We start from the raw sequence: 22113 nt of genomic DNA, 5'->3' as shown, positions 1-22113 counted from the left end.
GTATGACGCGCGAGCGCTACGCCCTCACTCACCCATTCCTAAACGCATACGCATACCCGTTCAGCGCCGGCGCGCCGCCGAGATGGGCGTAGAGGATCTTCGCGCCCTTCTCGAAGAAGCCCTTCTTCGCAAGATCGATCAGGCCCTGCATCGACTTGCCCTCGTAGACGGGGTCGGTGATCATGCCTTCGAGACGCGCGGTGAGGCGGATCGCCTCCTTGGTCTCCTCCGACGGCACGCCATAAGCGGGATAGGCGTAGTCCTCGATCAGGACGACGTCGTCTTCCACGAGATCCTTGCCGAGCTCGACAAGTTTAGCGGTGTTCTGCGCGATCTCGAGCACCTGGGCTTTGGTCTGCGCCGGCGTGAACGAGGCATCAATGCCGATGACCTTTCGTGCACGGCCGTCGGCGGCAAAACCGACCAGCATGCCGGCATGGGTGGAGCCGGTGACGGTGCAGACCACGATGTAGTCGAACTTGAAGCCGAGCTCCTTCTCCTGCTTGCGCACCTCCTCGGCGAAGCCGACATAGCCGAGGCCGCCAAACTTATGCACGGAGGCGCCGGCGGGAATCGCATAGGGCTTGCCGCCCGCGGCCTTCACCTCCTCGATCGCCTGCTCCCAGCTCTTGCGGATGCCGATGTCGAAGCCGTCGTCGACCAGGCGCACGTCGGCGCCCATGATGCGCGAGAGCATGATGTTGCCGACGCGGTCATAGACGGCGTCCTCGTGCGGCACCCAGGCTTCCTGCACCAGGCGGCACTTCATGCCGAGCTTGGCCGCGACTGCCGCGATCATGCGGGTGTGGTTGGACTGCACGCCGCCAATCGAGACCAGCGTGTCGGCATTGGAGGCGATCGCATCCGGAATGATGTATTCGAGCTTGCGCAGCTTGTTGCCGCCGTAGGCGAGGCCGGAATTGCAGTCCTCGCGCTTGGCATAGATCTCGACATTGCCGCCGAGATGTTTTGACAAGCGCTCCAGCTTCTCGATCGGCGTCGGGCCGAAGGTCAGCGGATAGCGCGCGAATTTTTCCAGCATCATGGGTCATCCCGATTGGCGGTGGCGTCTGGGACCGGAGCTAGCATCGCCCTGGAAAAATGTGCTCTCGAATATGGTGCTTATCCTGTAGTTTACTTGCGCAGCGAGAGCTATTGAGTAAAATTCCTTCCAGAATATACGTCATAAATGAAAGCTTCTTCCGTGGCAGCGCGGCTTGATCGCATCGACCTTAAGATATTGAGATTGCTTCAGAATAACGGTCGGCTCAGCAACGCCGAGCTGGCCGAGACCGTCGCAATCAGCCCCGCCACCTGCCATCGCCGCACCCAGCGCCTGTTCGAGGACGGCTTCATTGCCACCGTGCGCGCCATGGTCGCACCGAAGAAGGTGGCCAAGGGCACGCTGGTGATGGTCGGCGTCGTGCTCGACCGCTCGACGCCGGAGAGCTTTGCCATCTTCGAGCAGGCGATCGCCAAGCTGAAATTCGTGCTCGACTGCCACCTCGTCGCCGGCGATTTCGACTACTTCCTGAAGATCCGGGTCGGCGACATGGAGGATTTCAACCGCATCCACGGCGAGCAGCTCATCGCGCTGCCCGGCGTGCGCCAGACCCGCACCTTCTTCGTGATGAAGGAAGTCGTCGACAACGCGCCGCTGGAGTTTTGAGCAGAAGCGTTTTCCAGCGAAGTGGAAACCGGTTCGCGTCAAGAAAACGCGTCAAAACAGGCCGGCGCTATTGATGCGCAATCCGCATCATGGGAGATTCACGCGATGCAGACATTCCCCTTCCGCCAGTACAATCCAGCCGGGCCGGCCTATCGGCGCGGATGGGTCGACGAGGCCGTGGCCGCAATCGAGGCCGACCAGTGTCGCACCGCCGACACGCATCTGATCCGCTTGATCGTGCCGGCACTCTCCGGCATCGACATCTACCTGAAGGATGAGTCCACGCATCCGACCGGCAGCCTGAAGCATCGCCTCGCGCGCTCGCTGTTCCTCTATGCGCTCTGCAACGGCCACATTGGCGAAGGCACGCCCGTCGTCGAGGCCTCGTCGGGATCGACGGCGGTCTCGGAAGCCTATTTCGCGCAGATGATCGGCGTGCCCTTTTACGCCGTGATGCCGCGCACGACCTCGGCGGAGAAGATCGCCGCGATCGAGCATTATGGCGGCAGTTGCCACCTGATCGACGACGGCCGCGCGCTCTATGCGGAAGCGGCCGCGCTCGCCGCCCGCATGAACGGTCACTACATGGACCAGTTCACCTTCGCCGAGCGCGCCACCGACTGGCGCGGCAACAACAACATCGCCGAGTCCATCTTCACGCAATTGCAAGGCGAGCCGCGCCCGCTGCCGGACTGGATCGTGATGGGCGCCGGCACCGGCGGCACCTCGGCCACCATCGGGCGCTATCTGCGCTATCGGCAATATCCGACGCGGCTGTGCGTCGCCGATGTCGAGCATTCCGCCTTCTTCGACTGCTTCCGCTCGCAGGACCGCTCCCGTGTCTGCGACCGTCCGTCGCTGATCGAGGGGGTCGGTCGCCCGCGCTGCGAGCCCTCTTTCGTGCCGGGCGTGGTTGACCGCATGATGAAGATCCCGGATGCGGCAACGATCGCGGCGATGAACGTGCTGTCGCGCCGGCTGCGTCGTCCGGTGGGCGGCTCCACCGGCACCAACTTCCTGGCGCTCTGCCGGCTCGCCTCGGAGATGCGCCAGGCGAACGTGACGGGATCGTTGGTAACGCTGATCTGCGATTCCGGCGAGCGCTACCGGCAGACCTATTACGAGCCCGCATGGTTGAAGGCGCGCGGCCTCGATCCGGCGCCGTTCGAGGCTGCGTTGTCGTCGTTCCTCGCGGCAGGCGAGCCGCTGATGCTTGACGTCGATGACGTTGTCAATCCGCAGAGCGAATAAGGCGCCGAGGCAATGATGCTGCGCGCCGATCAGGGATGGCTTCTGCTTTTGGGCAGGCGCGGACCATCAAGACGGGTACAGTGGAGCAAATATCCTCCATCATCGTGCCAAGCATCGGTCCTGGCGACCTCTTTCCATCCGCGCTTCTCGGGATCGCGCTCGAAGTGCTTTGGCTTCGTTTCGATGAAAGGGCCTGTCTCCACTTCGATCTTTTCGATCTTCCAATCGTAGACCATGGCGGGGGCGCCGGGGAGATGCGCGTGACTTTCGAAGTAGAAGAACGGGTCTACTCCGATGAAGACCAGTCCTCCCAACCAGGCGCCCAGGCGGGCATTGTCGGGAGGCTTTCCGTCGCAATACATAAGAAGGCCGGCGTCCAGCACCCACCAGTCATCGTGGGCATGCACGACCTGGGCAACAATGTCATAAGAACTGTCGAACCGATGAGTGATGGACGGCGCTTTGCGGTCGTGTGGACCGGACCCCGGAAGCGTGATGACCGGACAGAATTCGAGCGCGAATGAAACCTTCGTCGCTTGCACGAAGTCACCATAGTTGCCGTCCTGAACGATCCAGCTATCAAGTCCGACGATTAGATCGGCCATCGCATGCCCCGCCAATGAATCACGGGACATAACATGGTTGTATTTGTCTCTCCCCGCCACTTGCAAAATCGCACGACCGTCACGGCAACTTCACTTGCCTTGCATGCCTGTGCAAGCGACCGTCAGCTCTTCTCAACGAGGAGACCCCACCGTGCGCCTTCCCATTCTCGATCCCAAGGATCTGACCGACGAGCAGAAGCCGCTCTATGACGATATGCAGGCCGGCATCAAGGACCATTTCAAGGGTTTTGTGAACATGCGCGACGACGGCGCGTTGCTCGGGCCCTGGAATCCCTGGATCCGTGAGCCGCGTTTCGGCGGGCCGGTGTGGGAGCTGGTCAAGGCGGTCGCGTCGAATCCGCTGTTGCCCGCGCCGGTGCGCGAAGTCGCGATTCTCGTCACCGGCTCGCATTTCCGGTCCGGTTACGAGCTCTATGCCCATGTGCTGGTGGCCGAGCAGCGTGGCCTGTCCGACGAGAAGCTCGCGACCATCGTCGCCGGCCAGCGGCCGGTGGACCTCACCAGGCAGGAGGCGGTCGCCTATGACATGGCCTCGGCCCTGGTCGGCGGTGGCGTACTGCCGGAGCTGACCTGGCGCGCGGCCGTGAAGGAGTTCGGCGAGCACGGCGCAGCCGAGCTGTCCTATCTCGTCGGCGTCTACTGCATGGTCTCGGTCACGCTCAACACGTTCGACGTGCCGGTGCCGGATTAGTTGCGCACGGCGTAGAACGGCGTGCGCAGCGTCAGCTGGTAGGCCGGCTTCGGCGTCCACGCGATCTGCGCTGTGATGCCGAACAGGCGGTTGTCGTTGTCGTCCATGCGGTCGAGGTCGAGGCGCAGGGTCGGCTGGGTGAAGGACTCCGCTATCGTTCGGCCTGCGAACTGCGCGCCGCTGAAGGACTGCATGCCGACGCGTCCGGTGAACTTCCAGTTGCTCGGCCATTGATAATAGCCGCCGGCATAGAGGATTGTGTTCGGCCGGATACTGGCGAACGGGCTGGCGATGGTGGTGTAGGTATATTGCATGCCGGCCAGCCAGCCGCGTGTCTCGTCCTCGTCGAGCGCGTAGTCGAATTCCAGGATGTTGTTGAAGGAATTCGTCATGCCGTGCTCGTTCGGCACCGACTGCGTCAGGGTCGACTGCAGCCTGATGGTCGGGATCTTCCCGCCATTCTGCTGGTAGAGGTCGGCCTGCACGCCAATGTTCCAGCTCGTGACGTCGAACGCCGACCAGCCGCCGCCGATGTCAATGGTGGAGCCCGACACCCCGCCATAAAGCGAGACGCGGTCGGTGACGTCGACGGTCAGCGGCAGGTCGACGGCGACGGCCTTTGCCGCCGGCAAGCCGTTCGGCAGCGTTGTGCCGCGTTGCGCCGCCAGCGCTCCGAATGCGGCCGACAGCGAGGTGTTGCCGAAGCCGAGCCCGAGCGTGCCCGCCGGGATCGCCGCATAGATCGTGCGCAGGTCGAGATAGATGTTCGGCACCGCCGGCTTTGTCGGCTTGTCCTCCTCACCGTCGGCCGCGAAGGCTCCACCTGCCGGGATCGCCAGACAAAGCAGTCCCGTCGCGGCAGCGCGCAAAACCGGACGACGGGATTGGCTGCGAAGAGGCACGTGACGATCCGACGCGTGGCGATTTGATGGCGAAACCGTTGTTAGATGGAACGTGATCGCTCGTCTGGTCAAGCGCTATCCGCAAGCGATGGACGGCATGGATATGTGCGGTTACCCTGCCGTGATCGCACTGACACACTCGCCCGCCACAGTGCAGGCCGAACAATGGAGGACGACAGCCATGAACACGTCACGCCGCATCCTGCTCACTGGTCTGGCGGGGCTCGCTGTTGCTCCGACCGCTGTCGCCGCCGCTGCACCGTCGGCCGAACCCGGCGACGTGACGGTCGCGGAAGAGCGCTTCGCGCGCACGATCGCCGCCGCGCACGCGCCCGATATCACCTGCGCGCGGCAGGCGGAGCGTTATGCGGACGCGCATTGGCCTGACTATGTCGTGGCAGCCAGGGCCGTGCTCGACGCGCGCGCGTGATTCGCGCTCTCACGCCTTCACCGCCCGCCGTACCTGCTCGCCGATCTGCGACAGCACGAGCTGCGCCTGCGGCAGGATCGCGCCCATGGCGTGAAAATTGTGAACCATGCCGTCGTGGCAGACATGCTCGACGGCGACGCCCGCGGCGAGCAGCTTGCGGGCATAGGCATTGCCTTCGTCGCGCATCGGATCGTACTCGGCGGTGTGGATGATCGCGGGCGGCAGGCCGGTGAGCCGGGTCGCGCGCAACGGAGAGACGCGCGGATCGGCGGTGTCGACGCCGCCAGGCAGATAGTCGGAAAGATCGGCTTCGATCGTGGCGCGATCGATCAGGTGGCCTTCGGCAAAGGCCTCGCGCGAGGGCGAGGTCTCCTCGAAATCCAGCACCGGGCAGATCAGGCATTGCGCGGCGATGGAGAGGCCGGCGGTCTGCGCCGCCTCCTGGCATACGACCGCGGCGAGCGTGGCGCCGGCGGAATCGCCGCCGATCACCAGACGGTCCGCGTCGATGCCGAGCGATGCCGCCTCTCGCGCCACCCATTCGGTGGCGGCGATCGCGTCGTCGACGGCGGCGGGGAATCTGTGCTCCGGCGCGAGCCGGTACTCGACCGACACGAGGCGGCAGCCGGTGGCATGCGCCAGCGCTGCCGCGATGCGGTCGTGCGTGGCAATGCTGCCAGCGACGAGCCCGCCGCCATGAAAGAACACGAAGCCCGGTGCGAGCTCCGCAGCGCCTGCCGGCGTGTAGAGGCGATAGGGCAGCTCGCCGCCGGGGCCGGTCAGCGTGCCGTCGGAGGTCGTCACATCCGGCGCTTCGGCACGCGCGAACTGCATCAGCTTTGCCAGCGATTGCCGCCGCGCCTCCACGCTCGGCCGGCTCCGCGCCTGCGGCGCAGCCGCAGCCATCATGGTCAACAAACGCTTTGCGAGCGGATCGAGCGGCATGGCGGACTCCGTATCATTGCCCGCACTATAGCCGGTTTGGCCTGTTTCACCCTCCCCTAGGGAGTCCCTAGGGAGGGTGGCTAACCCCGCAGCAAATCGTTTAGAAATTGGGACAATAGTACCCGGATATTTCCAAGGGGAGGCCGCTCATGGCCGAGATCAAGAAGCCCATCGACTATTCGCCGACCTGGACCTTCTTCGACGGCAAATGGCACGACGGCAATGTGCCGATCATGGGCCCGCGCACGCATGCGGCCTGGCTCGGCTCGATCGTGTTCGACGGCGCGCGCGCGTTCGAGGGTGTCGCACCCGATCTCGACCGTCACGTCGCTCGCGCCAATCAATCCGCGATCAATTTCGGCCTGAAGCCGGTGGTCGATACCGATACCTGGCTGACGCTCGCGAACGAAGGCATCGCGCGCTTTGCGGCGAATGCCGAGCTCTATATTCGCCCGATGTACTGGGCGCAGAACGGAAGCGGCGGCGGCGTGCTGTTCGACCCCGAGACCACCAATTGGTGCCTGTGCATCTATGAAGCGCCGATGCCGAAACCCGTCGGCAACGCGATCACGCTGTCGCCGTTCCGCAGGCCCACCGCCGAATGCGCGCCGGTCGAGGCCAAGGCCGCCTGCCTCTATCCGAACAATTCGCGCGCGCTCGCGGAAGCTGCTTCGCGCGGCTTCCAGAACGCGCTGATGCTCGACATGCTCGGCAATGTCGCCGAGTTCGGCAATTCCAACGTGTTCATGGCCAAGGACGGCGTGGTCTTTACGCCGGTGCCGAACGGCACCTTCCTGAACGGCATCACGCGCCAGCGCGTCATCGGCCTGCTTCGCGGCGACGGCGTCACCGTGGTCGAGAAGACGCTGCGCTATGCCGATTTCCTCGCCGCCGACGAGATCTTTTCAACCGGCAATTTCGCCAAGGTCGCGCCCGTGATCCGCATCGACGAGCGCGAGCTGAAGCCGGGCCCGTTCTACACCAAGGCGCGCAAGCTCTATTGGGACTTTGCGCATGCGGTGAAGCTGGCGGCGTAGGCGGCGCGCAGCTGTCATTGCGAGCGAATGCCCGCCAAATACTCCGCCGTCATCGCCCGGCTTGACCGGGCGATCCAGGATTCCAGAGACGTTCATTGTTTACCGAGAGGCCGCGGCGTACTGGATGCCCCGGTCAAGCCGGGGCATGACGCCTGCTCCTAACGGCTTCGCCGAAACCGGCTGAACTGAAACGCCTGCGTCGACTGCCACGGCGTGTGGTGCGTCTCGCTCCGCGTCTCGACCAGCTCGAACTCCGGCCCTAGCTCCGCCGCGAGGCTCGCGCTGTCATGGCGCTGCACCGGCAGGCCGCTGCATTTCTCCGGACCGTCGGGTGCAAACGTCGCGATGATCACTTGTCCGCCGGGGCTAACCGCCGATCGCAGGCGCTCGACGTAAGCGGCCCTGTCGCTGGGATCGGTCAGGAAGTGAAACGCCGCGCGATCGTGCCAGACATCGTAGGTCCTGGTTGGGTGCCATGTCGTGTCGTCGGCGACGATCCAGTCGACCATTGAAGCGGCTGCGCCGATTCGCTTCTTCGCCACGTCGAGCGCGTTGGCGGAGAGGTCCAGCACGGTGAGACGACGGTATCCGTCTTGAAGCAGCGCATCGACTAGCCGCGATGCGCCGCCGCCGACATCGATGATGGCCGCGTCATGATCGGAGTTGGCCGCGCGAATCATCGCGAGCGAGATCGCCGGGCTATCCTGATACCAGCTGACCTCGGCCTCGCCCTTGGTGGCGTAGACGTTGTCCCAATGCGTGGTGCGGTCAGACATGGCGGCGGCTCCGGCCCTGGCCGGGGACGGCAGCGCGTAGACGGCGCTGGCGGGATCAAGTGGCAATTCGCGCGCCCGCCGCATGCGGACGCGCCGGCACGAACGAAAGACTACTCGTCCTTCTTCGACATCCGCTCGAGGCGTTCCTGCATTTCCTTCATCTGCTGGCGCAGCTCGTCGATATTGCTGTCCTTCGGCGCCTCGGCATTCGCGTCCGGCTCCGGCTCCGGACCGGCCGCGGGGCGAGCCGACGGCGCGAACGGCTTGAACATCGAGAAGGTCTGCTGGAACAGCTCCATGTTGCGGCGGACTTGCTCCTCCAACGGAGCAAAAGGAGTGCCGGACAGCGTGTTGGCAATCTGCTTGCGGAACTTCTCTTGCTCCTGGGTCAGGGTCGCGATCGACTGCTCCAGATATTTCGGCACCACCATCTGCATGCTGTCGCCATAGAAGCGGATCAGCTGGCGGAGGAAGGTGGTCGGCAGCAGGTTCTGGCCGGCCTTGTTCTCCTGCTCGAAAATGATCTGGGCGAGCACGGAGCGGGTGATGTCGTCACCGGTCTTGGCGTCGTAGACCAGGAAATCCTCGCCGTCCTTGACCATGGCGGCAAGGTCTTCCAGCGTCACGTAAGTACTCGTTCCGGTGTTATAGAGCCGGCGGTTCGCGTATTTCTTGATGGTGGTGGGTTGGTCTGATTTCGCCATGGGCTCTCACTTGCAAGCGCGGAGAACGGGAACCCGGCGGGCAATGCCGCAGGGCGGGAAGAGTACGCAACGCAACAAAATAAGCATTTTCAAAGGGCTCACGCTACCGTTTTGTGCGGCACGGTTAATCGCAGAGCAAAATCTTGCTTGCGAAAGCGCCAAGAACGCTATTTTGAATGCGCTGCGGTATGAATTCGGTGCCCGGCCGATTGACATGCCTCAACGACGTTAACAGGATGGCTGACGAGACTGGCGATCGCTTTCCAGCCCCGCCTGCCCCCTTCAAAGAACCTCAAGCCCCAGGAGATGCCCATGTCAGACGATGTCGTCATCGTCAGCGCCGCCCGCACCCCGGTCGGAAGCTTCAACGGAGCCTTCGCGACCCTTCCTGCCCATGACCTCGGCGCCATCGCCATCAAGGCCGCGCTGGAGCGCGGCGGCATCGAGCCCGGCCGGGTCTCGGAAGTCATCATGGGTCAGATCCTGACCGCGGCCCAGGGCCAGAACCCGGCCCGCCAGGCCTCGATCGGCGCCGGCATTCCGGTGGAGAGCCCGGCCTGGGGCGTCAACCAGCTTTGCGGCTCGGGCCTGCGCACGGTCGCGCTCGGCTACCAGGCGCTGCTCAACGGCGATTCCGAGATCGTGGTTGCCGGCGGCCAGGAATCCATGAGCATGGCTCCGCACGCGCAGTATCTGCGCGGCGGCGTCAAGATGGGCCCGGTCGAGTTCGTCGACACCATGATCAAGGACGGCCTGTGGGATGCCTTCAACGGCTACCACATGGGCAACACCGCCGAGAACGTCGCGCGGCAGTGGCAGATCACCCGCGCCCAGCAGGACGAGTTCGCGGTCGCCTCGCAGCAGAAGGCCGAGGCCGCGCAGAAGGCCGGCAAGTTCAACGACGAGATCGTCCCCGTCACCATCAAGACCCGCAAGGGCGACGTGGTCGTCAGCGCCGACGAATATCCGCGCCACGGCGCCACGCTCGACGCGATGGCCAAGCTCAAGCCGGCCTTCGAGAAGGATGGCACGGTCACCGCGGGCTCGGCCTCCGGCATCAATGACGGCGCTGCCGCCGTGGTGCTGATGACCGCGAAGCAGGCCGCCAAGGAAGGCAAGAAGCCGCTCGCGCGCATCGTGTCGTGGGCTCAGGCCGGCGTCGATCCGAAGATCATGGGCTCGGGCCCGATCCCGGCCTCGCGCGCCGCGCTGAAGAAGGCCGGCTGGAGCGTCGGCGATCTCGATTTGATCGAGGCCAACGAGGCCTTCGCGGCACAGGCCTGCGCCGTCAACAAGGACCTCGGCTGGGACACCTCCAAGGTCAACGTCAACGGCGGCGCGATCGCGATCGGCCATCCGATCGGCGCGTCCGGCGCACGCGTGCTGGTGACGCTGCTGCACGAAATGCAGAAGCGCGATTCGAAGAAGGGCCTGGCCACGCTGTGCATCGGCGGCGGCATGGGCATCGCCATGTGTGTGGCGCGCGACTGACGACGACCTGACACGCAGCTGGCGCGTGCGCCGCACACGTCAGCGCGTGCGTTGCACGCGACTAAAAAGGCAGCGGTTGCAAATCAAATATTCTTCGCAACCACGCAAGCCTCGACTAAAGAGAAACGCCCGGCTCACGCCGGGCGTTTTGTTCTTGATGTCCGTCAAACGTCCCGCATAATCCTTAGCTAAAAACGATCACTCAGAAGCGTCCGAAGAGTCCAAGGAAGAGTCCAAGGGAAGGAATACGACATGGCACGTGTTGCACTGGTGACGGGTGGTACGCGGGGCATCGGAGCGGCGATCAGCAAGGCGCTGAAGGCGGCCGGCTACAAGGTCGCGGCAAGCTATGCCGGCAATGATGCGGCCGCGGAGAAATTCAAGGCCGAAACCGGCATCGCCGTCTACAAATGGGACGTCAGCAGTTTCGATGCCTGCGCCGAGGGCGTGAAGAAGGTCGAGGCCGATCTCGGGCCGATCGAGGTGCTGGTCAACAATGCCGGCATCACCCGCGACACCGCCTTCCACAAGATGACGCTCGAGCAGTGGAACGCCGTCATCAACACCAATCTCGGCTCGCTGTTCAACATGACGCGCCAGGTCATCGAGGGCATGCGCGCGCGCAAGTTCGGCCGCATCATCTCGATCTCGTCGATCAACGGCCAGAAGGGGCAGTTCGGTCAGGTCAACTATTCCGCGGCGAAGGCCGGCGACATCGGCTTCACCAAGGCGCTCGCGCTGGAGAACGCCAAGGGCGGCATCACCGTCAATGCGATCTGCCCGGGCTATATCAACACCGAAATGGTGCAGGCGGTGCCGAAGGACGTCTTGGAGAAGAACGTGATCCCGCAAATCCCGGCCAACCGGCTCGGCGAGCCAGAAGAGATCGCGCGCGCGGTCGTGTTCCTCGCGGCCGACGAGTCCGGCTTCATCACCGGCTCGACGCTGACGGTCAACGGCGGCCAGTACATGGTGTGATGCGATCGCATCACGTGCGATCATATCCGTAACTCCGTCATGCCCGGGCTTGTCCTGGGCATCATGCCCTGCCATTCCGGGGCGCCGCGATGGCGGCGAACCCGGAATCTCGAGATTCCGGGTCTGGCGCTACGCGCCATCCCGGAATGACGAGGCCCCCAGGAATGACTCCCCGTACCGCCACGCTGATCGGATTGACCGCGATCCTGATGTGGTCGCTGCTCTCAGTGATGACGGTGGCGACCGGAAAGATCCCGGCGTTTCAGCTCGCTGCGATGACCTTCGCGATTGGCGGTGTCGTCGGCCTCCTCACCTGGATCGGGCGGGGCGAGGCGGCGAAAAGCCTGCGTCAGCCGCTCGTGGTCTGGGTCGTCGGCGTCGGTGGCCTGTTCGGCTATCACGCGCTGTATTTTCTCGCGCTGCGCTTCGCACCGCCGGCCGAAGCCGGCCTTCTGAACTACCTGTGGCCGCTGTTGATTGTGCTGTTCTCGTCATTCCTGCCGGGCGAGCGGCTGGCCGCGCATCACATCATCGGCGCCGTGCTCGGTCTCGTCGGCACCGTGCTGCTGTTTGCCGGCAACACCTCCGGCTTCGCGCCGGGCGCGGTGCCGGGATTGATCGCAGCCTTCATCGCCGCCTTCGTCTGGGCAACCTATTCGGTGCTGTCACGTCGATTGAAGGCGGTGCCGACTGATGCCGTCGCGGGTTTCTGTCTTGCCACGGCCATATTGGCCGCGCTGATGCATGGTTTGCTTGAAACCACGGTCTGGCCGGAGACCACGGTGCAATGGCTCTCGGTCGTCGCACTCGGCATCGGCCCCGTCGGTGCTGCGTTTTACGCCTGGGACATCGGCATGAAGCGTGGCGACATCCGCGTGCTCGGCGCCGCCTCCTACGCAACGCCGCTGCTCTCGACGGGATTCCTCATCGCCGCCGGTTTTGCAAAGGCCAGCGCCAACATCGCCATCGCCGCAATCCTGATCGCCGGCGGCGGCCTGATCGCCGCGAAGGACATGGTGCTGCGGAAGAGGTGAAGAGCGCTACGGCCCCCAGCCCTTTGGTGCCAGCTCGAAGCCCGCGAACTCGAACGCGGGCGCCACGGTGCAGCCGACCAGCGTCCACTCGCCCGTGGTTTCCGCCATCTGCCAGGCCTGCGCCGGCACGATCGCCTGCGGCCGCTCGCCGCCGACGAGGTCGGTGCCCAGCCGTACCTCATGCTGCGAGCAGCCGTCATGGGCGATGCGCAGCATCAAGGGACTGCCAGCGTAATAGTGCCACGTCTCGACCGCATCGACGCGATGCCAGTGCGAACGCTCGCCGCGTGCGAGCAGGAAGTAGATCAGGGTCGAGCGCGAACGTCCGTTGGCGTCCGTGGCCTGGTCGCGAAACGTCTCGCGGTAGTGCCCGCCTTCGGGATGGGGTCGGAGTTCGAGGCGCGCGATGATCTCGGCTGCGGTCGGCATCGATCCAGTCTGGACTTTCTTCTTCAGGATTTGTTCTTGCGCTCGCGGAGTTCGCCGAACACCGCAGCGGCATCGGCGCCCTTCATGTGCAGCTTGGCCGCGACCGCCGGCTCGTCGGCGCGCAGGAACACGTTTGCGCGCTTTTCGTCGCCCAGCAGCACGGGAATGGTCGGCTTGTTCTCGGCCCGGAGCTTCGTCACCTCCGCGGCGCGCGCCTGCAGCGCCGCATTGTCCGGCTCGATGGTGAGCGCGAACTTGACATTGGACGCCGTGTACTCGTGGCCGCAATAGAGCTTGAAGTCGTCGGGCAGGGCGCGCAGCTTCAGCAGCGAATCCCACATCATGGGATAGGTGCCTTCGAACACGCGGCCACAGCCAATCGAGAACAGCGTGTCGGCGGCGAACACCGTCTTCTCGGTGTCGAACACGTAGGAGATGTGGTCGAGCGTGTGGCCGGGCGTCTCCACGACACGCGCCAGCAAATTGCCGATCTTGACCACGTCGGCATTGGCGACGCGCAAATCGACATTTGCGATCTTCGTCGTCTTGTCGTGCGGCGCGACGACGCGGCAATGGTATTTCTGCTTGAGTTCGGCAACCCCGCCGACATGATCGCCATGATGATGGGTGATCAGGATATCGGTCAGCTGCCAGCCCTCGCGCTCCAGGGCCTTGAGGATGGGGCCGGCCTCCGGCGCGTCGATCGACGCCGTCGCTTTGGTTTCCACATCGTGGATCAGATAACCGAAATTGTCGTTTAAACAGGTGAAAGTACGAATTTCGGCGGCCATGTCATCTCCATCGGGCTCAGCCCCGGCAGACAAATATTGCGTTAACGTTGCGCAGGCAATGCAATATTCCGCGCGCAGGCGTGCCCTCGCGCATGTTAGATTGCCGTCATGACCATCGACGTCGTCGACCTCCGCGAGTTCTATTCCCGCCGCCTCGGCATCGTGGCGCGGCAAATGATCAATCGCGGCATCAGGGAGCGCTGGCCCAGCGCCGAGGGCCAGCGCGTGCTCGGCATCGGCTATCCCACGCCCTATCTGGGGTTGTTTCGCGAGGACGCCGAGCGCTGCATCGCCTTCATGCCGGCGGCCCAGGGCGTCCTGAAATGGCCGACGGGCCGGCCGGCGCTGGCCTCGCTGGTCGACGAATTCTCGCTGCCGCTTCCTGACGCCGCGGTCGATCGCATCCTGCTGGTCCACGCGCTGGAGATGTCGGACGATCCGGCTGCGCTGCTGCGCGAGGTGTGGCGGGTGCTGGCGCCCTCGGGGCGCGTCATCGCCGTGATCCCGAACCGGCGCGGGGTGTGGACCCGCACCGACAGCACGCCGTTCGGCCACGGCCGGCCCTATTCGCGCTCGCAGATCACCGAGCTGTTACGCCAGACCTGGTTCACGCCGACCGCCTGGGGCGAGGCGCTGTTCATGCCGCCTTACGCCGGCGGCTGGGTGCTGAAATCGGCGCAGATGTGGGAACGTGCCGGCGCGGCGTTGTCGCTGCCCTTTGCCGGCGTCCATATCGTGGAGGCGACCAAGCAGGTCTACCGCGCGATCCCCGCCAAACGCGAGCGAGCGCGGCTGATTCCCTCGCTGGCCAAGCCCGTGCTGGTGCCGTCCTCGACGACAGTGACGCGTATCTAAGGCGCAAGCGTTGCGGCAATGAAGCTCCGCTCCCTCTCCCGCTTGCGGGAGAGGGGTGGGGAGAGGGTGCCTCCGCAGAGGGATTCCCAAAGAGGAGAGAGCCCTCACCCGGCGCTTCGCGCCGACCTCTCCCGCAAGCGGGAGAGGTGCAACGCCGCCACCGATCATCGCCAGAAACAAATCGTCCCGGCGAGGCCGGGACGATCCAGATCAGAAAATCAGAAGAAGCTTACTCGCCCGAGGCGACCTCGTCGCTGGACGCGGCGGGAGCCGCTTCGCGCTCGGGACGCGGCCCATGCGGCCGGCGGCGCCGGCGCGGATAGCGCTCGCCGCCGCCACCGCCCTCGAAGCCGCTCTGGCCGCCATTCACCTGCGGCTGCGCGCCGGTGATGAACGAGGGCAGGCGGTCGACGCCGCCGGCATCGGCGATGACGGGCTGCGGCTGGTTCGCGGGTTGCGGCTGCGGCTGATATTGCGGCTGCTGACGATGCTCGCGTTCGCGGTGCTCACGCGGCTGCTGGTTGTCACGCTGATAGGGCTGCTGGCTGTCGCGCTGCTGGTGATCACGCTGGTGGTGATCGCGCTGGCCATCGCGGTCGCGCACGAAGGGCTGCTGCGGCGGCTGCGGCACGAAGCCCGGCTCCTGGCCGAAGGCCGAGAAATTCTCGCCGTCGTCCTCGCTGTCGTCGCTGCTGCTGTTGCTGATCGGCTCGTCGCCGCGCGGTTGCTGGTTCTGGCGGAACTGCTCCTGGGCCGCCGCGATCATACGGAAATAATGCTCGGCGTGCTGGTAGTAGTTCTCGGCCGCAACTGGGTCGCCGGAGGAGCGCGCATCGCGCGCGAGCTGGAGATACTTTTCGGCGATGTGCGAAGCGGTGCCGCGAATCTTGATGTCGGGTCCGTTGGACTCGTAGACCCGGGTCATCGGGTTCTGGCCGCGCCGGTTGTTGTTATTGTTGTTGCGGTTGCGCATCCGCTGCTTGTTTTGACCGTTTCTCATGTCCTGCCTTTAATTCCAGCCCTAAAGGTTGCACGCATTACTGATTGCTAGGAGTGACCTGGTGACAGCGGCTCACACCTCTCGCGCGCACCGCGCGCAAGAGCGGATCGAACCCTGCCGATGTTCGTCGACCGTCGCGTTCAACAAAGACGCGTTCCCCACCCGCCAGCATTCATTGCCAGCGAACCCATTCATTTCGCTTGCCGAAACAAGCCCAGCTTTCTTGCGTAAGTCTTCAAGCGCAATATCTGGCTTTCGTTCACGTTGCGGTCGGAGAGCAGCGCAGCTCCACTGGCCATCGCGCTCAACAGGACCTGCGGCTTGGAACCTTTAAATCAGTAAAGCTCTCGCCCGAGAGCCCGGCTTTCGCCCGTAGGGTCTACGGGGCCGGCACCGATGTGTTGAACGGAACGTAGTCGTTCCCAGGCGATATTCCAAGAGGTTTTTGCAGCCCAATCCGGCTTTTATGGAGGCATTTTTCGGGCCGAAACGGCCCGCGGAATGCCTGCCAGGTCGGCCTTGGGTGGCCTGTCCAGCGATAACGCGGCAGCCCTCATCAAGGTTTCAATATTTTGGGCCTGGCCCTGTCCGGCCTCGACGACCAGCGCGCCGCCGGGCACGAGCCGCGCTGCCGCCTGCGGGATCAGGGCGCGGTAGGCGTCATATCCGTCATTGCCGCCGTCGAGCGCCAGATGCGGATCATGCTCGCGCACCTCGATGCTCAATTTCGGAATCTCGCCAGAGGGAATATAGGGCGGGTTCGAGACGATGAGGTCGAATGGGCCGCGCAGCGCCGCCGCATAGGAGCAGGCGACGAAGGCGGCGCGGTCGGCGAGGCCGAGCGCCGCAGCATTGTCCCTGGCGGTTCTGAGCGCGTTCAGGCTGAGATCGGTGCCGACGCCGAAAGCATCCGGAATTTCATGCAGCAGCGCGAGCAGGATTGCGCCGGATCCGGTGCCGATGTCGGCGATGCGGGGCGGATGGGACGCCTGCCGCTCGCGAAAAAGCTCGAGCGCACGCTCGACCACCGTCTCGGTGTCGGGCCGCGGGACCAGGGTTGCTTCCGACAGGCGGAACGGCAGGCCCCAGAACTCGCGTGTCCCGAGAATGCGCGCCACCGGCTCGCCGGCGATGCGGCGCTGTGCATGCTGCGCGAGCCGCGATGCTTCGGCCGCGGTGAGAGGACGGGCAGCCTGCGCGACCAGGCCGGTGAGGTCGAGGCCGAGTGCCGCGCCGACCAGGATGCGTGCGTCGAGCTCGGCTTCGTCGAGCTGTGCCGATTTCAGCTGCGCAGCCAGCATACGCCGCGCGCGCTCGATTGATTGTCCGATGAAGGGGTTGCTCACGCCTCAGGCCGCCGCGCCTTGCGCAGCGAGCTGTGCGGCCTGGTGCTCTGTCGTCAGCGCGTCGATCAATTCGCCCAGCGCTTCACCGGCGATCACCTGCGGCAGCTTGTAGAGCGTGAGGTTGATGCGATGGTCGGTGACGCGCCCTTGCGGAAAATTATAGGTACGGATGCGCTCGGAGCGGTCGCCGGAGCCGACCTTCTCCTTGCGTTCGGCCGAACGCGCCGCGTCGACCCGTTGCCGCTCGGCGTCATAGATGCGCGAGCGCAGGATGTTCATGGCGGAGGCGCGGTTCTTGTGCTGCGAGCGGCTGTCCTGCATCATCACCACGATGCCGGTCGGGATATGGGTGATGCGGATCGCCGATTCGGTCTTGTTGACGTGCTGGCCGCCCGCGCCCTGCGCGCGCATGGTCTCGATGCGCAGATCCTCGTTCTTGATGTCGACGTCGACGTCCTCGACCTCCGGCAGCACGGCCACCGTCGCCGCCGAGGTGTGGATGCGTCCCTGCGTCTCGGTGTCGGGCACGCGCTGCACGCGGTGCACGCCGGATTCGAATTTCAGCTTCGAGAACGCGCCGCGGCCCTGCACCTCCGCGATGATTTCCTTGTAGCCGCCGACCGTGCCTTCGCTTGCCGAGATCACCTCGACCTTCCAGCCCTGCAAGCTGGCGAAGCGCTCGTACATCCGGAACAGGTCGCCGGCGAACAGCGAAGCCTCATCGCCGCCGGTGCCGGCGCGGATTTCCAGCACCACGTTGCGGTCGTCCATGGCGTCCTTGGGCAAGAGCGCGACGCGGATCTTCTGGACCAGCTCCCCGATTTTGGGCGTCAGCTCGTCGCGCTCGGCTTCCGCCATGCTCCGCATCTCGGCATCGGTGGCGGGATCGGCGATCAGGGCCTCGGTGTCGGCGAGCTCCTTGACGGCAGACCGATAGGCTTTGACGGCCTCGATCAGCGGCGTGATCTCGGCGAGCTCGCGCGTGATCTGCACATAACGGTCGGAGGCGAGCTGTCCCAGCGATTCGGCCTCAAGCGAGGCGTGATGCGCGAGCAGAACGTCCAGTTTGGCTTCGGGGAGTGACGACATCGGTTCAGTCTCAAATGGCGGAAAGAGGCGCGGCGGCAGGAAGCGGTACCAGGCCCGCTACAACGCCAGGCCTTCAGCCTCGGCAAATTCCGTCAGCTTCTGCCGGATCGAGACGCTGCCCGCGGGCGCGTCCAAGAGCGGGCCGAGCATCGCCTCGGCCTTCTTGGCGTCGAGGTCGAGCACCATCGCCTTGACCGGGCCGAGTGCGGTCGCCGAGAGCGACAGCGAGCGGTAGCCCAGCGCGATCAGCGCCAGCGCGCCGATCGGCTTGGACGCCATCTCGCCGCAGAGCGACAGCGACTTCTGCGCCGCGTGCGCCTTGCGCGCGATGTCGCGCAGCGCGCGCAGGATCGGCGCCGACATGGTGTCGAAACGCTCGGACACCTTGGCATTGCCGCGGTCGACCGCGAACAGGAACTGGAACAAATCGTTGGAGCCGACCGAGATGAAGTCGACCTTCTTCAGGAGCTCGTCGAGCTGATAGAGCAGCGCGGGGACCTCGACCATGGTGCCGATGTCGATTCTTTCAGGCAGCGTGTGGCCGTGCTGGCGCAAGTATGTGAGCTCGCGCTCGACCAGCGCCTTCGCCGAGTCGAATTCGGCGACCTCCGAGATCATCGGGAACATGATGCGCAGTGCGCGGCCACCGCCGGCGCGCAGCAGCGCGCGGATCTGGCCGCGCAACAGTCCGGGGCGATCGAGCCCGAGCCGGATCGCGCGCCAGCCGAGCGCGGGATTCTCCTCGATCACCGCTTCCATATAGGGCAGCGCCTTGTCGCCGCCGATGTCGAGGGTGCGGAAGGTGACGGGCTTGCTGCCGGCGGCGTCCAGCACCGTGCGATAGAGCGCGAGCTGGTCGCTGGTGCGCGGCAGGCTCTGGCCGACCATGAATTGCAGCTCGGTGCGGAACAGGCCGATGCCGGCGCTGCCGGTATCCTCGATATGCGGCAGGTCGATGGCCAACCCTGCGTTGATCATCAGCTCGACCTTCTGGCCGTCCCTGGTGACGCAGGGCCGGTCGCGCAGCGCCAGATACTGTGCCTGGCGGCGGGCGCGGAAACGCACGCGCTCGGCGAAGGCGGCCTCGATCTCCTGCGACGGGCGCACATAGATCGAGCCGGAGGTGCCGTCGACGATGATGGCATCGCCGGGATCGGCGATGCCGGGCGCGTTCGGGACCTCGCCGACCGCGGGAATGCCGAGGGCGCGCGCCACGATCGAGACGTGCGAATTGGCGGTTCCTTCCTCCAGCACGATGCCGCGCAGGCGCTTGCGGTCGTAATCGAGCAGTGCCGCCGGGCCCATCGCGCGAGCGATGACGATGGCATTGTCGGGCAGTTGCTCGCGCGAGGGTGCATGGTCCTGGCCAACGAGCTGTCGCATCAGGCGGTAGCCGAGATCCTCGAGGTCATGCAGCCGGTCGCGCAAATAGGGATCGGTCGAGCGCAGCATGCGCGCGCGGGTGTCGGACTGCACGCGCTCGACGGCGGCTTCCGCCGTAAGGCCGGTGGCGACCGCCTCGTGCAGCTTGTGCGACCAGCCCTGGTCGTTGGCGAACATGCGGTAGGCTTCCAGCACCTCGCGATGCTCGCCGCCATCGGCGACGTCGCCGCGCTCCAGCATGCGGTCGAGGTCGGAGCGCAGCTTGGCCAGCGCGCTGTCGAGCCGCTTGATCTCCTTCGGCAGGTCCTCGGCGATGTAGTCCTTGATGACGACGCGCGGCTCGTGCAGCACGACGTGGCCGAGCGCGATGCCTTCCGAGAGGATGGCGCCGACCTTCTGCGCGGAATGGCGCGCGGCCGGCTCCAGGCCGGGCTTGGCGAGCGCAGACAGCTCGCCGGAGGCGATCAGCTCCGCCAGCACCATGGCGGTGGTTTGCAGCGCCTCGAGCTCCTCCTCGACATAGTTGCGCTTGGCGCGATTCTGCACCACCAGCACGCCGAGCGTGTTGCCGGCGCGCAGGATCGGCACGCCGAGGAACGAGTGGTAGATTTCTTCGCCGGTTTCTGGGCGGAACGAGAACGCCGGGTGGCTCTGCGCATCGCTGAGGTTGAGCGGCGTCGCCTCGCTGGCGACGAGGCCGACGAGGCCCTCATGAGCGCTGAGCACGGTGTGGTGCACCGCCTCGCGGTTGAGGCCTTCAGTGGCATAGAGCTCGAGCGTGTTGTCGACGCGCAGCACGTAGACCGAGCACACCTCGGCCACCATGTTGGCGGCGATCAGCACCACGATCTTGTCCAGCCGCTCCTGGGCCGAGACCTGCTCCGCCATGGTTTCGCGGAGCCGTCTCAACAAGACGCGGGGACCTCCCGACGCGCTCCGCATGAACCGTCAATCTCCTCCGTCTGCCAGGCCCGGCGGTATCGGCCGGCGGCTGGCCCAAAATTCCAGAAAAACAACCGAATTGTTTGTCCGGCGCAGGCACAAGCCCCAAAATCTACTCGATATTTGGCGCTTGTACCGAATCAGCGCCGCCTGAACTGGGACACAGTCTGCGGCAGCCCACCCTGTCCGCCGTATAGCGAATTGAGGCTTGTTTTGCCAAGCAAAACGCCTGCCAAACGCGAAGGTGTGTACACCTTCGCGTTTGCTGCGACCGCTAAGAGAAAATTAGCCCAGGCATGGTCCGGAAAAGTGCGAAGCGGTTTTCCGGAAAGACCATGCTCGAACGACCATCTGAAGCGCGACGAGGGTCGCGCTTCAGGCCTGATCGAGGCCGTAGAGCGTGTGCAGGGTACGCACCGCAAGCTCGGTATAGGCGGTATCGATCAAGACCGAGAATTTGATCTCGGAGGTTGTAATGGCCCGGATGTTGATGTTCCGCCCCGCAAGGGCCGAGAACGCCTGGGCGGCGACGCCGGCATGGCTGCGCATGCCGCTGCCGATCACCGAGATCTTGGCGACGTCGGTGGCGGTATCGAGCCGTGCATAGCCGATCTTGGCCTTGGCCGCGGTAATCGTATCCTTGGCGCGGGTGTAGTCGGCCGCCGGCACCGTGAAGGTGAGGTCGGTGGTCTTGCCGTCCTCGGAAACATTCTGCACGATCATGTCGACGTTGATGTTGGCATCCGCCAGCGGGCCGAAGATCGAGGCCGCAACGCCGGGCTTGTCCTCGATCTGGCGCACCGAGATCTGGGCCTCGTCCTTCGAAAAGGCGATGCCGGTGACGACGTGGCTTTCCATGATCTCCTCCTCGCTGCAGATCAGCGTGCCGGGCGGCTGGTTGGCATGCGGGTCGATATCCTCGGGCTTGTCGAAGCTCGAGCGGACGAAGATCGGCATGTTGTGGACCATGCCGAGTTCCACCGAGCGGACCTGGAGCACCTTGGCGCCCTGCGAGGCCAGTTCCAGCATGTCTTCGAACGCGATCTTATCAAGCCTCTTGGCCTTCGGCACGATTCGCGGGTCGGTGGTGTAGACGCCGTCGACGTCGGTGTAGATGTCACAGCGGTCCGCCTTGACGGCGGCGGCGATCGCCACGGCCGAGGTGTCGGAGCCGCCACGGCCGAGCGTGGTGATGCGACCCGTCTCGGGGGTGATGCCCTGGAAGCCGGCGATGACCGCGACCTCCTTGCGATCCCTAAAGCGCTTGATGATCTCGCTGCCGTCGATGCCCTCGATCCGGGCCGAGGCATGGGCGTCGCTGGTCTTGATCGGGATCTGCCAGCCCTGCCAGGAGCGGGCCTGGATGCCCATGCCCTGGAGCACGATGGCAAGGAGGCCAGACGTCACCTGTTCGCCCGAGGCGACCACGGCATCGTATTCGCGCGCGTCGTGCATCGGCGAGGCCTCGGTGCACCAGGCCACCAGCTCGTTGGTCTTGCCGGCCATCGCCGAGACGACCACGGCCACCTCATGGCCGGCGTCGACCTCACGCTTCACATGGCGTGCGACGTTGCGGATTCGTTCGATATTGGCGACGGACGTGCCGCCGAATTTCATCACGAGGCGGCTCATGACGACGCGTGCATTCCTTCATAAGGATCAGTATGGTGACCCGCACTGGACGTGCCTCGCGGACACCGATCGCGCGTATACAGAGCGTCGGGGCCGGGGGCAAGCGGGTTCC

Annotated in this window: 22 protein-coding genes; 9 read left to right on the top strand and 13 right to left on the bottom strand. The window is 65.0% G+C overall.

Annotated elements, in window-relative coordinates:
• Positions 1–28: 28 nt before the first annotated feature.
• Complete coding sequence (locus tag CVM73_RS36615) at positions 29–1042, bottom strand: 1-aminocyclopropane-1-carboxylate deaminase (RefSeq protein WP_100236603.1); 1014 nt, start codon at positions 1040–1042, stop codon at positions 29–31.
• Between the two features lie 162 nt (positions 1043–1204).
• Between CVM73_RS36615 and CVM73_RS36610 the strand changes: the two genes are divergently transcribed.
• Complete coding sequence (locus CVM73_RS36610) at positions 1205–1669, top strand: Lrp/AsnC family transcriptional regulator (protein ID WP_100236602.1); 465 nt, start codon at positions 1205–1207, stop codon at positions 1667–1669.
• Positions 1670–1774: 105 nt separating this feature from the next.
• Positions 1775–2920 carry a PLP-dependent cysteine synthase family protein gene (locus CVM73_RS36605; RefSeq protein WP_100236592.1) on the top strand — a complete coding sequence of 382 codons (1146 nt, stop codon included), beginning with the start codon at positions 1775–1777 and terminating at the stop codon, positions 2918–2920.
• 29 nt (positions 2921–2949) lie between these two features.
• Here the strand turns inward: CVM73_RS36605 and CVM73_RS36600 are convergent, their stop codons facing one another.
• Entirely contained in the window at positions 2950–3525 is a 576-nt protein-coding gene (locus CVM73_RS36600; protein ID WP_100236591.1) for a hypothetical protein, read from the bottom strand.
• Between the two features lie 151 nt (positions 3526–3676).
• Here CVM73_RS36600 and CVM73_RS36595 point away from each other — a divergent pair, with 151 nt between their 5' ends.
• On the top strand, positions 3677–4237 hold the full coding sequence (locus CVM73_RS36595) for a carboxymuconolactone decarboxylase family protein (RefSeq protein ID WP_167407271.1): 561 nt from the start codon (positions 3677–3679) through the stop codon (positions 4235–4237).
• On the opposite strand, the gene CVM73_RS36590 is transcribed toward CVM73_RS36595, so the two are convergent.
• Positions 4234–5106, bottom strand: a complete 873-nt coding sequence (locus CVM73_RS36590) for a hypothetical protein (protein WP_167407272.1) — start codon at positions 5104–5106, stop codon at positions 4234–4236. The two genes, CVM73_RS36595 and CVM73_RS36590, sit on opposite strands and share 4 nt — an antisense overlap.
• A gap of 214 nt (positions 5107–5320) precedes the next feature.
• Here CVM73_RS36590 and CVM73_RS36585 point away from each other — a divergent pair, with 214 nt between their 5' ends.
• Complete coding sequence (locus CVM73_RS36585) at positions 5321–5569, top strand: hypothetical protein (protein WP_100236599.1); 249 nt, start codon at positions 5321–5323, stop codon at positions 5567–5569.
• A gap of 9 nt (positions 5570–5578) precedes the next feature.
• On the opposite strand, the gene CVM73_RS36580 is transcribed toward CVM73_RS36585, so the two are convergent.
• On the bottom strand, positions 5579–6514 hold the full coding sequence (locus CVM73_RS36580; protein WP_100236590.1) for an alpha/beta hydrolase: 936 nt from the start codon (positions 6512–6514) through the stop codon (positions 5579–5581).
• 149 nt (positions 6515–6663) lie between these two features.
• Between CVM73_RS36580 and CVM73_RS36575 the strand changes: the two genes are divergently transcribed.
• Positions 6664–7551 (top strand): branched-chain amino acid aminotransferase, encoded by an 888-nt coding sequence (locus CVM73_RS36575; RefSeq protein ID WP_100236589.1) that lies wholly within the window; start codon positions 6664–6666, stop codon positions 7549–7551.
• Between the two features lie 158 nt (positions 7552–7709).
• On the opposite strand, the gene CVM73_RS36570 is transcribed toward CVM73_RS36575, so the two are convergent.
• The gene (locus CVM73_RS36570; RefSeq protein WP_100236598.1) at positions 7710–8327 is read right to left on the bottom strand and encodes a class I SAM-dependent methyltransferase; all 618 of its coding nucleotides are present in this window, start codon (positions 8325–8327) and stop codon (positions 7710–7712) included.
• A gap of 110 nt (positions 8328–8437) precedes the next feature.
• Positions 8438–9031, bottom strand: coding sequence for a polyhydroxyalkanoate synthesis repressor PhaR (phaR, locus tag CVM73_RS36565; protein WP_100236588.1), 594 nt, complete (start codon positions 9029–9031; stop codon positions 8438–8440).
• Positions 9032–9343: 312 nt separating this feature from the next.
• Between phaR and CVM73_RS36560 the strand changes: the two genes are divergently transcribed.
• From CVM73_RS36560 to yddG, 3 genes are all read left to right on the top strand, one after another.
• Positions 9344–10522 carry an acetyl-CoA C-acetyltransferase gene (locus tag CVM73_RS36560; protein ID WP_100236597.1) on the top strand — a complete coding sequence of 393 codons (1179 nt, stop codon included), beginning with the start codon at positions 9344–9346 and terminating at the stop codon, positions 10520–10522.
• A 252-nt stretch (positions 10523–10774) separates the two neighbouring features.
• Positions 10775–11500, top strand: coding sequence for an acetoacetyl-CoA reductase (gene phbB / locus CVM73_RS36555; RefSeq protein ID WP_097666290.1), 726 nt, complete (start codon positions 10775–10777; stop codon positions 11498–11500).
• A gap of 164 nt (positions 11501–11664) precedes the next feature.
• On the top strand, positions 11665–12534 hold the full coding sequence (yddG, locus tag CVM73_RS36550; RefSeq protein ID WP_100236587.1) for an aromatic amino acid exporter YddG: 870 nt from the start codon (positions 11665–11667) through the stop codon (positions 12532–12534).
• A gap of 6 nt (positions 12535–12540) precedes the next feature.
• On the opposite strand, the gene CVM73_RS36545 is transcribed toward yddG, so the two are convergent.
• Together CVM73_RS36545 and gloB are read right to left on the bottom strand one after the other, a co-directional pair.
• On the bottom strand, positions 12541–12963 hold the full coding sequence (locus CVM73_RS36545) for a cupin domain-containing protein (RefSeq protein ID WP_100236586.1): 423 nt from the start codon (positions 12961–12963) through the stop codon (positions 12541–12543).
• A gap of 23 nt (positions 12964–12986) precedes the next feature.
• Complete coding sequence (gene gloB / locus CVM73_RS36540) at positions 12987–13754, bottom strand: hydroxyacylglutathione hydrolase (RefSeq protein WP_100236585.1); 768 nt, start codon at positions 13752–13754, stop codon at positions 12987–12989.
• 108 nt (positions 13755–13862) lie between these two features.
• Between gloB and CVM73_RS36535 the strand changes: the two genes are divergently transcribed.
• Positions 13863–14609, top strand: coding sequence for a class I SAM-dependent methyltransferase (locus CVM73_RS36535; RefSeq protein ID WP_100236584.1), 747 nt, complete (start codon positions 13863–13865; stop codon positions 14607–14609).
• 229 nt (positions 14610–14838) lie between these two features.
• Here CVM73_RS36535 and CVM73_RS36530 read toward each other — a convergent pair whose 3' ends face one another.
• From CVM73_RS36530 to CVM73_RS36510, 5 genes are all read right to left on the bottom strand, one after another.
• Positions 14839–15609 (bottom strand): DUF4167 domain-containing protein, encoded by a 771-nt coding sequence (locus CVM73_RS36530; protein WP_100236583.1) that lies wholly within the window; start codon positions 15607–15609, stop codon positions 14839–14841.
• 464 nt (positions 15610–16073) lie between these two features.
• Entirely contained in the window at positions 16074–16955 is an 882-nt protein-coding gene (gene prmC, locus CVM73_RS36525; protein ID WP_100236582.1) for a peptide chain release factor N(5)-glutamine methyltransferase, read from the bottom strand.
• 3 nt (positions 16956–16958) lie between these two features.
• A complete protein-coding gene (gene prfA, locus CVM73_RS36520) occupies positions 16959–18044 on the bottom strand; it encodes a peptide chain release factor 1 (RefSeq protein ID WP_100236581.1) in 1086 nt (361 codons plus the stop codon).
• Between the two features lie 57 nt (positions 18045–18101).
• Complete coding sequence (gene ptsP, locus CVM73_RS36515; protein ID WP_100236580.1) at positions 18102–20369, bottom strand: phosphoenolpyruvate--protein phosphotransferase; 2268 nt, start codon at positions 20367–20369, stop codon at positions 18102–18104.
• A 375-nt stretch (positions 20370–20744) separates the two neighbouring features.
• Entirely contained in the window at positions 20745–22001 is a 1257-nt protein-coding gene (locus CVM73_RS36510; protein ID WP_100236579.1) for an aspartate kinase, read from the bottom strand.
• Positions 22002–22113: the final 112 nt, after the last annotated feature.

The organism is Bradyrhizobium forestalis, assembly GCF_002795245.1.
GTDB lineage: Bacteria > Pseudomonadota > Alphaproteobacteria > Rhizobiales > Xanthobacteraceae > Bradyrhizobium > Bradyrhizobium forestalis.
The sequence above is the reverse complement of the archived record's forward strand: the minus strand, read 5'-3'. Positions and strand labels throughout refer to the sequence as shown.

What these genes read in the sequence shown, in the direction of transcription:
- gloB (WP_100236585.1), bottom strand. Translation starts at nt 13,754, where the DNA reads ATGGCCGCCGAAATTCGTACTTTCACCTGTTTAAACGACAATTTCGGT.
- CVM73_RS36530 (WP_100236583.1), bottom strand. Translation starts at nt 15,609, where the DNA reads ATGAGAAACGGTCAAAACAAGCAGCGGATGCGCAACCGCAACAACAAT.
- CVM73_RS36615 (WP_100236603.1), bottom strand. Translation starts at nt 1,042, where the DNA reads ATGCTGGAAAAATTCGCGCGCTATCCGCTGACCTTCGGCCCGACGCCG.
- ptsP (WP_100236580.1), bottom strand. Translation starts at nt 20,369, where the DNA reads ATGCGGAGCGCGTCGGGAGGTCCCCGCGTCTTGTTGAGACGGCTCCGC.
- CVM73_RS36570 (WP_100236598.1), bottom strand. Translation starts at nt 8,327, where the DNA reads ATGTCTGACCGCACCACGCATTGGGACAACGTCTACGCCACCAAGGGC.
- CVM73_RS36535 (WP_100236584.1), top strand. Translation starts at nt 13,863, where the DNA reads ATGACCATCGACGTCGTCGACCTCCGCGAGTTCTATTCCCGCCGCCTC.
- CVM73_RS36605 (WP_100236592.1), top strand. Translation starts at nt 1,775, where the DNA reads ATGCAGACATTCCCCTTCCGCCAGTACAATCCAGCCGGGCCGGCCTAT.
- phaR (WP_100236588.1), bottom strand. Translation starts at nt 9,031, where the DNA reads ATGGCGAAATCAGACCAACCCACCACCATCAAGAAATACGCGAACCGC.
- CVM73_RS36585 (WP_100236599.1), top strand. Translation starts at nt 5,321, where the DNA reads ATGAACACGTCACGCCGCATCCTGCTCACTGGTCTGGCGGGGCTCGCT.
- CVM73_RS36575 (WP_100236589.1), top strand. Translation starts at nt 6,664, where the DNA reads ATGGCCGAGATCAAGAAGCCCATCGACTATTCGCCGACCTGGACCTTC.
- CVM73_RS36545 (WP_100236586.1), bottom strand. Translation starts at nt 12,963, where the DNA reads ATGCCGACCGCAGCCGAGATCATCGCGCGCCTCGAACTCCGACCCCAT.
- CVM73_RS36580 (WP_100236590.1), bottom strand. Translation starts at nt 6,514, where the DNA reads ATGCCGCTCGATCCGCTCGCAAAGCGTTTGTTGACCATGATGGCTGCG.
- prfA (WP_100236581.1), bottom strand. Translation starts at nt 18,044, where the DNA reads ATGTCGTCACTCCCCGAAGCCAAACTGGACGTTCTGCTCGCGCATCAC.
- phbB (WP_097666290.1), top strand. Translation starts at nt 10,775, where the DNA reads ATGGCACGTGTTGCACTGGTGACGGGTGGTACGCGGGGCATCGGAGCG.
- yddG (WP_100236587.1), top strand. Translation starts at nt 11,665, where the DNA reads ATGACTCCCCGTACCGCCACGCTGATCGGATTGACCGCGATCCTGATG.
- CVM73_RS36600 (WP_100236591.1), bottom strand. Translation starts at nt 3,525, where the DNA reads ATGGCCGATCTAATCGTCGGACTTGATAGCTGGATCGTTCAGGACGGC.
- CVM73_RS36560 (WP_100236597.1), top strand. Translation starts at nt 9,344, where the DNA reads ATGTCAGACGATGTCGTCATCGTCAGCGCCGCCCGCACCCCGGTCGGA.
- CVM73_RS36510 (WP_100236579.1), bottom strand. Translation starts at nt 22,001, where the DNA reads ATGAGCCGCCTCGTGATGAAATTCGGCGGCACGTCCGTCGCCAATATC.